General features: G+C 63.2%; 11 protein-coding genes and 2 pseudogenes. 7 read left to right on the top strand and 6 right to left on the bottom strand.

Annotated elements, in window-relative coordinates; all coding sequences use genetic code 11:
- Positions 1-12 precede the first annotated feature (12 nt).
- Positions 13-387: a hypothetical protein gene (locus ABF821_RS17220; RefSeq protein WP_415530927.1), complete on the top strand. Its 375-nt coding sequence runs from the start codon at positions 13-15 to the stop codon at positions 385-387.
- A gap of 19 nt (positions 388-406) precedes the next feature.
- On the opposite strand, the pseudogene ABF821_RS17215 reads toward ABF821_RS17220, so the two are convergent.
- The 3 genes and pseudogenes from ABF821_RS17215 to ABF821_RS17205 form a co-directional block, all read right to left on the bottom strand.
- A pseudogene (locus ABF821_RS17215) lies at positions 407-619 on the bottom strand (transposase); the annotation flags it as partial.
- A 133-nt stretch (positions 620-752) separates the two neighbouring features.
- Positions 753-878 (bottom strand): annotated as a pseudogene (locus ABF821_RS17210) (IS5/IS1182 family transposase); the annotation flags it as partial.
- Between the two features lie 179 nt (positions 879-1,057).
- Complete coding sequence (locus ABF821_RS17205) at positions 1,058-2,041, bottom strand: TauD/TfdA family dioxygenase (protein ID WP_415530926.1); 984 nt, start codon at positions 2,039-2,041, stop codon at positions 1,058-1,060.
- A 104-nt stretch (positions 2,042-2,145) separates the two neighbouring features.
- On the opposite strand from ABF821_RS17205, the gene ABF821_RS17200 reads away from it, so the two are divergent.
- The 4 genes from ABF821_RS17200 (at position 2,146) to ABF821_RS17185 (ending at position 6,407) form a co-directional block, all read left to right on the top strand.
- A complete protein-coding gene (locus ABF821_RS17200; protein ID WP_415530925.1) occupies positions 2,146-3,060 on the top strand; it encodes a LysR family transcriptional regulator in 915 nt (304 codons plus the stop codon).
- 325 nt (positions 3,061-3,385) lie between these two features.
- Positions 3,386-4,768 (top strand): M20/M25/M40 family metallo-hydrolase, encoded by a 1,383-nt coding sequence (locus ABF821_RS17195; protein WP_415530928.1) that lies wholly within the window; start codon positions 3,386-3,388, stop codon positions 4,766-4,768.
- Between the two features lie 134 nt (positions 4,769-4,902).
- Positions 4,903-5,634, top strand: a complete 732-nt coding sequence (locus ABF821_RS17190; protein WP_415530924.1) for a hypothetical protein — start codon at positions 4,903-4,905, stop codon at positions 5,632-5,634.
- Complete coding sequence (locus tag ABF821_RS17185; protein WP_415530923.1) at positions 5,634-6,407, top strand: hypothetical protein; 774 nt, start codon at positions 5,634-5,636, stop codon at positions 6,405-6,407. Before ABF821_RS17190 ends, ABF821_RS17185 begins: the two co-directional genes overlap by 1 nt.
- Before the next feature lie 39 nt (positions 6,408-6,446).
- Here the strand turns inward: ABF821_RS17185 and ABF821_RS17180 are convergent, their stop codons facing one another.
- From ABF821_RS17180 to tsaD, 3 genes are read right to left on the bottom strand one after another with little or no spacing between them, the layout of a single operon-like run.
- Positions 6,447-7,406 carry an NAD(P)H-dependent glycerol-3-phosphate dehydrogenase gene (locus tag ABF821_RS17180; RefSeq protein WP_415530922.1) on the bottom strand — a complete coding sequence of 320 codons (960 nt, stop codon included), beginning with the start codon at positions 7,404-7,406 and terminating at the stop codon, positions 6,447-6,449.
- A gap of 4 nt (positions 7,407-7,410) precedes the next feature.
- On the bottom strand, positions 7,411-8,238 hold the full coding sequence (locus ABF821_RS17175; RefSeq protein ID WP_415530921.1) for a 23S rRNA (adenine(2030)-N(6))-methyltransferase RlmJ: 828 nt from the start codon (positions 8,236-8,238) through the stop codon (positions 7,411-7,413).
- Positions 8,235-9,353 carry a tRNA (adenosine(37)-N6)-threonylcarbamoyltransferase complex transferase subunit TsaD gene (gene tsaD / locus ABF821_RS17170; protein WP_415530920.1) on the bottom strand — a complete coding sequence of 373 codons (1,119 nt, stop codon included), beginning with the start codon at positions 9,351-9,353 and terminating at the stop codon, positions 8,235-8,237. The genes ABF821_RS17175 and tsaD overlap by 4 nt, the downstream gene beginning before the upstream one ends.
- 77 nt (positions 9,354-9,430) lie before the next feature.
- Here tsaD and hemC point away from each other — a divergent pair, with 77 nt between their 5' ends.
- Complete coding sequence (gene hemC / locus ABF821_RS17165; RefSeq protein WP_415530918.1) at positions 9,431-10,531, top strand: hydroxymethylbilane synthase; 1,101 nt, start codon at positions 9,431-9,433, stop codon at positions 10,529-10,531.
- 46 nt (positions 10,532-10,577) lie between these two features.
- A partial coding sequence (locus ABF821_RS17160) for a uroporphyrinogen-III synthase (protein ID WP_415530917.1) occupies positions 10,578-11,124 on the top strand: 547 nt, incomplete at its 3' end.

The following is an 11,124-nucleotide window of genomic DNA, read 5'->3' as shown; positions in this document are numbered from 1 at the left end:
AATTTATAGAATATGTTAAAAGAATTTTCAGATGAATTGGAGTGTGTCGCTGGTTTGTCCGTGTATTCCATATGGAAAAACATAAACAAAAACGATAATGGGGATTTGATTACGGAAGAGGGCATAACGAACCTTATTGATTTTTTTGAATTTGCAATATCAAAGAACGTGATAGTCGAATATGATGAAAAAAAAGAATTGCCAATTTTCTCGGAAGATTCTCCAAGAGTGGTCGCTGAAAGAATATTTTGTGATATATGGAAAAAGAATCCTGGTATTCCACAGGTGAACCCAACAGATAGTGATGATTTTATTGCTTACCTTGTCTATAAAACGGGTTGGGCAACTTTGGTTCATGGAACAGATATTGTTCCTCCTCAGATATAAAATACGTTCAGAGCTTGAATCAGAAAGCGGTTTGATTGATTTTCGGCAGAACTCTGCGGATATGAGCGATCATCAGCCATGCGTGGGCCGAGGAAATGATTGCCTCGACATCTCTCGTGAGGCGGCAACAGCGTCCGAGCCATGCGAAGCTGTGCTCCACGATCCAGCGTTTTGGCAGGACGACAAAGCCTTCTGCCCGATCGCTGCGCTTGATGATCTCGATCGTCCATCTGGAGGGATCGAAGAACCGTTGATTGATGTGTCCGGCTTATGATTTCAGGTTTTTGTCGTTCTGATTGACGGTTTACGGGGTGACTTTCGATCTGTGTTTTGCGCAGATCGGGCGCTGTCGCCATTGGGAATGGCTACGCGCTCGCGTTCAACCTCTCGAGGAAGCGGAAGCGGCGCATGGTGTTGACGATATTGGCCAGCCCGATCTTCATGGTGGCCCGGGTGATACCCACGGTCCGGACGAACAAACCCATCTGCGATAGTCGGGGAAAACGCTTCGAGCTGATCGCCCAGCCCGCTTAACCGGGCAAGGCGCTCGTCAACATCAAAGAAACCGGCCTGCTTCATGAGCTGTTCCCCCAATCATCACAGAAAGGATGGAATCACAGCCAACAGTTCAGAACCAGGGGTTTTTCGAACCCTCCCGCTGAGCTGTCAGTTAATTTATTGCACGCTTGGCAATTCCATTTCTCCCCGGAAAGTCTGGCGCCAGATTGCGCGGAACCTCCATTTTGAGCCACAGGCGTAATAGTTTGCGACGATGCTCCACATTTTTATCATCGATAAACCCCGTCCGGGAATGAAGGACAGCGTAGTTGTTTGCAAACTGCATGTCCCCCGGTTCCAAAATCATCTCAAGCCGCAGGTCAGGCTCATCCAGAATTGCATCGAAAATATCGCAGGCTCGGCGTTCGACGCGTGAGAGGGGGAGGCCACGCAGGTCATGCCCCAGTTCAATATACTGGCGCATGTAACGGCAGCTCAGCTTGCCGTCATGAAAAGAAAAAATGGGGGACAGGCTGGGTTGCGCCTCGCCCAGATGAGCAAAATAAAGCGGGCGATAAAACAGGGCCAGGAACTCCGGATAGTCTTCCATGATCCGGTTATAGATCGTGGCAACGCTGATCAGACTGCTGGCCCCGCCTTCGTGTGCCTTGCGCAGGCTCAGGAGGGCGACCACATCAGACAGGTCGGAATGATAGGGCAGATGGGCATTAGTCTGGTAAACCCGGGTTTTGGGGTCGTTCAGGTCTCCTGTATTGATGACTTCCGCCAGTAATTCGCCCTTTTCGTTCTGGCTGACCGGTGTACCCATATGCAGGCCCAATCCGTAATACAGGAGCGCCATATCCTGTTCCGTATAACGTGTTATCGGCAGGCCACGTAGAACCAGAAAGCCTTTTCCATTCTGGAGTTCGGCAATAAAATCCTCAATTTCGGACTGCACCGTCTTCAGGGAAAAATTTTCCGTTGTCAGGTCCAGAATGCCCAGACCCGCGGACTTGGCCGATGCAAGGGCTGTGTCCAGCGCTTCAAGCATGGCGGGAGAGAGGGGCCGCAACCATTGATTGCCAGCCTGCAAGGCAGCCCCTTTCCATGCTTCCGGTCCGGTAATCCTGTCTTTGAGAACGAAAGTCATCATTAGCCCCTATTCAAACAGCCTGCTCTATGGCGAAAAATGTGACATAATTCGAAAACATATTTCCAATCGCCATTTTTATGATTCCATAATAAGGATATCTTATAATGAGCATCGATCTGAACCTCCTGCATGTGTTCGACATGCTCATGATCGAACGGCATGTAGGGCGAGCAGCGCGGCGCCTTAATCGCTCGCAGCCGGCTGTCAGCCAGGCTCTGGCCAGGTTGCGCGACTGTTTCGGGGACCCGCTGTTCGTGCGTGGCGCGGGAGTGCTTGTTCCAACCCCGCGAGCGCAACAGATCTGGGCCGATTGTCATGCGCCATTGCGATATTTGCAGGAGGTGTTCGCGCCTCCGCCCTTCGAACCGTCCCGCGCACGTCTGCGCATGACTTTCGGGGCGGCCGAGGACGTGGAACAACTCCTGCTGCCCGGTATTGTCGATGTTATAAGCTCTCAGGTCGCAGAGGCGCACTTCGAAATTCAGCCCACGGACTGGCAATCGGTGAACGACGATCTGTTGCGCGGAAAATTCGATATGGCCTTCACGATCTCTGGTGACAGCCCGCCAGAGATCCAGCGTGAAATCCTGATGAAAACAGGCTTTTCCTGTATGTATGACCCATCCATGATGACACCGCCATCAGTCATCTTGCCTTGGTATCTGGATATCGAGCATGTGATTGTTGCATTTTCAGATAATCGACCGTCTTTCATTAGCGAGTATTTCAAAATGATCAATCGTGTGCGGCGCTGCCTTGTGTCAACCCGGTCTATTCTATCCACTGCCGATTATGTACGGGGGACAAGGGCCGTCGCGACATTGCCCTCACCTATTGCCAGTCTTCTTGCACGCCGTCATGGGCTTGCAACATTCCCGCTGCCATTTGATGCGATCAGTATAGATTATTCCATGCTATGGTCCCGTAAACGCGGCCATGACCCTGTGATGTTCTGGCTTGCGGCACAAATTCGTGGCTGGGCAAAGGCCCAAACCGGGTCTGATATTTCAGCCGTTTAAAAGCAGGTTGTTTTTATAGGGTGTTATTGGCCTGGCATGATAAGCCGCCGCTTATGAGAACGACTGCGCTCGGTGCTTCAGAGCCAGCCAGGCAATCGGTAAGATCGGGGCGGTAGAGGGCCCGTCCATGAGCGGTGTCCCGTGCCTGTGCCCGTGCCGTCGGGGTTTGACCGTTATTGCTGATATGCGGTTTTCGTTCCGGAACGATCCTGCTATGCAATTATTGCCTTTTGATCAATCTTTGGGGCTGTTTCCATTGTCTTTAAGCAACATAATCCGGTCTGAAAACGGCGACGAGTTCATCGGGCGGAAGACCAGTAAGTGTCTGTTCGCCGGTGCTGCCCTCGTGTTCAGTATGGCGGGCCATGCGTGGGCGGCCTCCGCAGGCGACCGCCAGGCGGTGGAGGCGTCGCTGGCGCTGGCGGAAAAGGCGATTGCGTTGCGCTCGGTCGTCGGGCCGGGGAACCAGACGCCGCAGGTGGCGCAATTGTTTCGGGATGCGCTGGTCGCGGGTGGGTTTTCCGCTTCCGATATTGCGATCACGCCTTACAGGGACACCGCTTATCTGATCGCGCGGTGGCCGGGGCGTGATCCGTCGCTCAAGCCGCTGGTGATTTCGGGGCATATGGATGTCGTCGAGGCCAAGGCCGAGGATTGGACGCATGATCCCTTCACGGCGAAAATCGAGAAGGGCTTTCTGCTGGGGCGCGGCGCCACGGACATGAAGCTGGATGATGCGATCGCGATCGAGACGCTGGTCGGGTTGAAGCGCGCGGGATACCGGCCCCGGCGCGACATCATCATCGCGTTTTCCGGCGACGAGGAAACCGCGATGGCGACGGGGGCCATCATCGCGGAGAAGCTGGCCGGCGCCGAACTGGTACTGAATGTGGATGGGGCGAACGGCGTCATCGACGAGAAAACGGGCGCGCCCGATTATTTCGCCTGGGAAGGCGGGGAGAAGACCTATGCCGATTATCGGCTGGTCGTGACCAATCCGGGTGGCCATTCTTCCGAACCGCGCCCTTTGAATGCGATTGCCGAGATGGCGGAAGATATTTTGCGCATTCAGCATTATCGCTTCCGGCCGGAAATCAATGATTTGAGCCGGGGGTATTTTCTGGGCGCGGCGCAATGGGAGGCGGCGCCGATCGCAGCGGCGATGCGGGCCTTCGCGGCCGAGCCGACGGACGAGGCCGCGATCGAAACCCTGTCGGCCGATCCGTCTTTCGTCGGGCGGATCGGCACCACCTGCGTGGTGACCGAAATCAATGGCGGCCACGCCCTCAACGCGCTGCCGCAGCGGGTGACGGCCAATGTGAATTGCCGGATCTTTCCCGGACATTCGCGCGCGGAGATTCTGGGCGAACTGAAGCAGGCGGCGGCCGATCCCGCCATGACGATCACGGATGTGACGGAAGGGTCGGTCGAGACGCCGGCCTCGCCCATGCGGGCCGATGTCGTCGGTGCCATCGAGCATGCCGTGCATGGTGTCTATCCGCGCGTGGCCGTTTTTCCGTCGTTGGGCTCGGGGGCCAGCGACAGCATGTGGTTCCGGTCGCATGGGGTGCCGAGTTACGCCGTGAGCCCGCTGTTCATCCGCAATTCGGATTCGTTTATGCATGGGCTGAACGAACGGACGCCGGTGGCGAGCGTGGGGCCGGCACTCGATATCCTGACTGCGATGGTCACGGAGCTTTCGCATTAGAGCGTCATCCGACCGGATGGACTCGTCTGGCCGGATAAAGATGCGTTAAAAATCAATAATCCAGAGCCATATCCGTGAACCGGTGTGAACGGATATGGCTCCAGGTGCGGCCAGACGGGTGGGGGCGTGGCAGGATGAAAAGGCTTTTTCTGACTGCCGCCTGTCTTGTGCTGACGGCCGCGGCCCCGCCGCCGATGCAGGGGGAGCGTCTGGAGGCAGGTGCGACGTATTTTGTGCTGAAGATGGACGGTCAGGAAAACGGCCGTCTCTGGCGGGTTCTTCGGAAGACGGAACTGAACGGTCGGCGGGTCTGGGATATCGTATTGCATCTGAAACTGGTCGGCCGCGAGGTGCGCGAGCATTATGTGGTGGATCGCGCCAGTCTGCTGCCGATCATGATGGATGGTACGCGCGGACGCGACAGGAGCGACAGGAACTGGGAGCGTATCCGGCTGCGCTACGATGCCCGGCGGATATGGGGGACAAGGGAAAGTTCCTCCGGTAGCAAGAGGATTTCCGTCGCGCTGAACGGGCCGACCTGGGATGGGCATCTTTTGGGGGTGATGCTCGCGGCGTTGCCGCTGGCCGAAGGTGGCCGCTACACGTTGCCGACATGGCAGTACGATGGAGGAAAGAAACAAATCACCGCAGAGGTGGTCGGGGATATCGTGGCCTCGTACGATGGCAAGCCGGCCTGGCTGGTGGAGGCTGGCGATGATCCATCGGACAGGGTTCGTTATGAAATCGCCAGATCGCCGCGCGCTGAAAGAGGATACAAAGAGGATCTGCACGCGCCGGGATGTGTGACGATATGGGAAACGAGCGAGGCGGTTCTGCATGTCTCCCGGTTGGAGACGGGGCGCTGATGCGGGGAACGGGTCTGTGCAATCGTGGGCACATGCTGGGTTTCGGGGGGGCTGTACTGGGGTCCGTCCTGCTTGCGCATGCGTTCGATTTCTTTGCGCATGAATATGCGCATGCCTTTGTGGCGTGGGGATTGGGGTGGAAAGGCGATCCGTTGGCTCTGCATTACGGGACGGCGGCCATCGACAATATTCTCCTTCAGCAGCAGATCGACGAAAATGTCGATTATGCGCCGATCTTCGCGAGCGGGAGGGGCTGGCAGGCCGCGCTGATCGCTGCGGCGGGGCCTCTGCTGGCCAATGGCGGCACGGCCCTGATCTGTCATCGTCTGATCATGGGGCCGATCGGGCGTCTGATCGGGCGCGCGGGGCGGCCGGTCGTCTTGTGGGGGCTGGTGTGGGTCGATGCGTTTTCGACCTTCAATGTCTGGAGCTATGCCCCGCTTCGGGTTCTGACCAGTCATGGCGATATGGCGCTGCTGGCCAGGGGGGTGGGGATTTCGGTCTGGGGTCTGTTTCCGTTTGTCAGCGCGTTTGCGGTCTGGCTTGTCTGGCGCTTTGCCTGCCGCGCGTTGCCGGTGGCGCAGGCGCGGCTTTTTCCCGTGGATCGGCAGAAGATTTTCAGCATGACGGTTCTGGCCGTCAGCCTCGGGTTCTTTTCCATTCCCGGTTTTCTGGGCGGTTATGGGCCTTTCTGTGCCGTCTTGGGTATGGTCAGCGTCTTTATGGTGTTGCCGGTGCTGCTGGCGTCCCAGCAGGAGCCTGCTGGCGGTTGAATGGGCGGTTTCCGCGATAAATTGTGATTGAAGGCGGGATTATTCGAAACCGACGGGGCGGCTGAGCAGGCGGTCGCGGCCTTCGGGCAGGTCGATGTCGCCGGCGAGGAGCAGCGAGACGGTTTCGATGACCGGGACCGTGATGCCGTGGGCGCGGGCCAGGGTGAGGATGGCCGGGGCGGTGGCGACGCCTTCGGCGACGGTGGTGCGGCTGCCCAGGATTTCGGCCAGTGATTCGCCGCGTCCGAGGGCCAGGCCGAGGCTGAAATTGCGTGATGACGGGCCGGTGCAGGTCAGGATCAGGTCGCCGACGCCGGCCAGGCCCGACAGGGTGGCGGCGCGGCCGCCCAGCCCCAGTGCCAGACGGCCCAGTTCGGCGAGGCCGCGCGTCATCAGCGAAGCGCGGGCGTTTTCGCCCAGGCCCGCGCCGATGGTGGCGCCGGCGGCGATGGCGATGACGTTCTTGGCGGCGCCGCCGACCTGCACGCCGATGGCGTCGTCGCTGGCATAGAGGCGGAAGGTCGCGGTGGTCAGGTGATCGGCCAGGGTGCGGGCCAGCGACAGGTCGGCGCAGGCCAGCACGGCGGCGGTGGGCAGGCCCTGCGCCACTTCATGTGCGAAATTGGGGCCGGAAAGGACGGCGCGCGGCAGGTCGGGGTGGCGGTCCGCGATGATCTGCAATGGCAGGGCCAGCGTGTCGCGCTCCACGCCCTTGCAACAAGCGATCATCGGGCCGGCGGCGGGCATCTGTGCCAGCACGGCGCGGAGATGCTGCATAGGGACGGCCAGCAGCACGGCGTCGGCCCGGGTGGGCATCGCGCGGGTGACGGTGATCGTCTCCGGCAGCGTGATCTGTGGCAGGCGGGGCAGGGTGCGGGTGTCGGTCAGGGTTTCGGGGTTCCGTGCCCACAGATGGACCCGTGCCCCGGCGCGCGCGGCCTGGGTGGCCAGGGCGATGCCCCAGGCGCCGGCGCCGATGACGGCGATGTGTGCGGCCATGCGCCTATTCCTCCACGATGCGCGTGACGGTGGCTTCTCCCGTGCCGTCGGGAGAGAGATGGGTCAGCGCGCGCAGGGCGGGAAGGGCGGCTTCGACGAAACCGAAGGGGGGATTGATCACCACCAGTCCGCAGCCGTTGAGGCGCGTGGGGTCGAGCGGCGGGCGCAGGGTGAGTTCCAGCGCCACGATGTCGCGCATTCCCGAATCGCGCAGCGAATCGAGGAAGGCGCGCACGGGGGCGCGGTGCTTGATCGGATACCAGCCGGCCAGGATGCCGGTGGCGAAGCGCCGGTGCGCCGCCTTCAGCCCTTCGGCCAGGCGGGTGAATTCGTCGGGCTGCTCGAAGGGCGGGTCGATCAGGACCAGGCCGCGCCTGGCCTCGCGCGGGGGGAGAAGGGCGGGCAGGGCGGCGTAGCCGTCGCGGGCGTGGACCGAGACCTGGCTGTTGCCGGCGAACAGGGCGCGCAGGGCGTGGCTGTCTTCGGGGTGCAGTTCGCAGCAGACCAGCCGGTCCTGCGGGCGCAGCATCATCGCCGCGATCAGGGGGGAGCCCGGATAGATGTCCGGCGCGCCGGCCCGGCGGACCAGATCGAGATAGGCGGGGGGCAGGCCGGCTGGCGGGGCGTGCAGCAGGCGGCCGATCCCGCCTTGCCATTCCAGGGTGCGGGTGGCCTGCGTGCCGCCCAGATCGTAGCGTCCGATGCCGGCGTGGGTGTCCAGCACCGAAAAGGCCGCCGGTTTGCGGGCCAGTGCCTGGAGCAGCAGCACCAGCAGCGCGTGTTTCATGCAGTCGGCGAAATTGCCGGCGTGGAAGGCGTGGCGGTAATTCATGCGGCGGTGGCGTCCAGGCGTGCCGCCATCTGATCCAGTGGCCAGCGGGGGCGGGGGAGGAGGTCCAGCTCGTCCAATGGCGGCAGGCCGAGGGCGTGGCGGGCGCGCAGGGTTTCGATGGCTGCCCAGCCGACCATGACGGCGTTGTCGGTACACAGGCGCAGCGGCGGCGCGGCGAAGGGCAGGCCGCGTGTCTGGGCCAGCGTGTCGAGGCGGGCGCGCAGGGCGCCGTTGGCCGCGACGCCGCCGGCAGCGACCAGCAGCGTGGCGTCCGGCATCATGTCCAGTGCGTGGGCCACGCGGTCGCCCACGATATCGGCCACCGCGTTCTGGAAGCTGGCGGCGATGCCGGCGGCGACCGGGCGGGGCAGGGCGTCCATCGCGTAGGGCGCCAGTTTCTGCGCCACGGCGGTCTTCAGGCCGGAGAACGAGAAATCGCAGCCCGGCCGGCCGTGGAGGGGGCGGGGCAGCGGCCAGGGCGTGGGATCGCCCTCGCGCGCCAGGGCTTCGACCGCCGGGCCGCCGGGCCAGCCGAGGCCGAGCATCTTGGCGACCTTGTCGAAAGCCTCGCCGGCCGCGTCGTCGATCGTGCCGCCGAGTTTGCGGTAGCGGCCCACGCCCTCGACGGCGATGCACTGGCAATGGCCGCCGGAGACCAGCAGCAGCAGGTAGGGAAAGCGGGCGCCGCCGGGCACCAGGCCGGGCAGGCGCGCGGTAAGGGCGTGGGCCTCGATATGGTTGACCGCGATGAAGGGGCGGCCCAGCGCCACCGCGAGCCCCTTGCCGACGCCCGCGCCCACGATCAGCCCGCCGATCAGGCCGGGGCCGGTGCTGGCGGCGACGGCGCCCAGGGCCTCGGCCGGCAGGGCCGCCGCGTCGAGCGTCTGGCGCACCAGGCCGGGCAGGGCCGCCAGATGCGCGCGGGCCGCGATTTCCGGCACCACGCCGCCGAAGGGGATGTGACCGGACTGCGACAGCACGGTTTCGGCCAGGATGGTGCCGTCGGGGGACAGGATGGCGCAGGCGGTGTCGTCGCACGACGATTCGATCGCCAGAATAGGCGCTTGGACCGCAGATTCGGCCGGCGCCGGGGCGCCGAGGGAAGGTGAAGACATGATCATTGCATAAAAGACAGTTCCGTCGGGCGTTATGTCATCTTTTCTTTGGGGCGTCGCGGGAATAGAGACAGCAAATGGTTTTCGTTCCGCCCTCCGTCTCCGACCGGCCGACCGCCCAGGCATCGGCATTGCAAAAGATCGCGGCCGAGGCCGCCGCGCGCCAGAAGCGGGGCGTGCTGCGCCCCGCCCTGCCGCATCGCCGGCAATTGCCGCTGCGTGTCGGCACGCGGGCGTCGCCGCTGGCGCTGGTGCAAACGCGGGCCTTTCTGACGATGCTGACGCGCTTCTGCCCCGTGCTGCGCGACATGGGGGCGTTTCAGGAGCATCAGATCAACACCACCGGCGATCAGGTCCAGAACCGCCGGCTGGCGGAAATCGGCGGCAAGGGGCTGTTCGCCAAGGAAATTCATGATGCGCTGTCGGACGGGCGGATCGATTTCGCGGTCCATAGCCTGAAGGACCTGGAAACCACGCTGCCGCCCGGCCTGGTGCTGGCCTGCACCCTGCGGCGCGAGGATGCGCGCGATGTGCTGATCCTGCGGCCGGGGGCCGTGCAGCCGGATCAGGTCGATCCGGCGGCGCCTTTCGACAGTCTGCCGCGGGGCGCGCTGGTCGGCTGTGCGTCGGTGCGGCGGCAGGCGCAGATGCTGCATGACCGGCCCGACCTGCGCTTCGGCCTGCTGCGCGGCAATGTGCAGACGCGGCTGGACAAGCTGGCGGCGGGGCAGTGCGAGGCCACCCTGCTGGCGCTGGCGGGGCTGCGGCGGCTGGGCATGGGGGATCGGGCGGATATCATTCTCGACCCCGAGATCATGGTGCCGGCGGCGGGCCAGGGGATTGTGGGCGTGACGGTTCGCGAGAGCGATATCGAATTGCGCGAGCTGCTGTCGGCGATCGAGGATTACGAGGCGCGGGCCGTGTCCACCGCCGAGCGCGCGTTGCTGGCGGAACTGGATGGATCGTGCCGTACGCCGATCGGCGGGTATGCCCGACTGATCGACGATGCGCAGGGTGGCGGGCCGATGTTGCGCCTGACCGGGCTGGTGGCGCGGGAGGATGGGTCGTTCCTGCTGCGGCGCGTCGTGACCGGTGCGCCGGCCGATGCCGAGCGGATGGGGCGCGAACTGGGCCACAGCCTGCGGGCCGACAGCCCCGCGGATATTTTTGCGCCCTGATCGGGTGGGCGCTTCGCCCTCGGGCGGGGCGCGACCGGCGGTGTTGGTGACCCGGCCGGAGCCGGGGCTGAGTGAGACCATGGCGGCCGTGACGGCGCTGGGCTGGCACGCGGTGGCCCTGCCGGCGCTGCGGGCCGAGCCGATGTTACATGGGCCGTTGCCGGTGCGCGGCGTGCAGGCGATTCTCGTGACGAGTGGGCAGGCGGTGACCGCGCTGGCGGGGCAGGTGCCGGCGGACATGCCGATTCTGGCGGTGGGTGCGGCGACGGCGCGGCGTGCGCGGGCGGCTGGATTCGTGCGGGTGACGGCGGCGGATGGGACGGCCGATGCGCTGGCCGATCTGGTGCGGGCGGAGTGGCCGCCTGCCGGTGGCGTGCTGCTGCTGGCGACGGCGCCGGGATATGGGCTGGATCTGGCGGACGCCTTGCGGCGTGGCGGTTTCAGGGTCGTGCGGCGGTGCGTCTATCGCATTCGCTCCGGGATGCCGTCCCCGGAGGGTCTGCGGGCGCTGATCGGCGGCGGTGGGGTGGCGGCGGCGTTGTTCTTCTCGGCCGAGACGGCGCGCCAGTTCCTGCGGCATCTGCCGCGCGATG

Origin of the sequence: Gluconacetobacter sp., from assembly GCF_047721585.1 — a bacterium.
GTDB lineage: Bacteria > Pseudomonadota > Alphaproteobacteria > Acetobacterales > Acetobacteraceae > Gluconacetobacter > Gluconacetobacter dulcium.
This window is presented reverse-complemented; position numbering and strand designations above follow the sequence as displayed.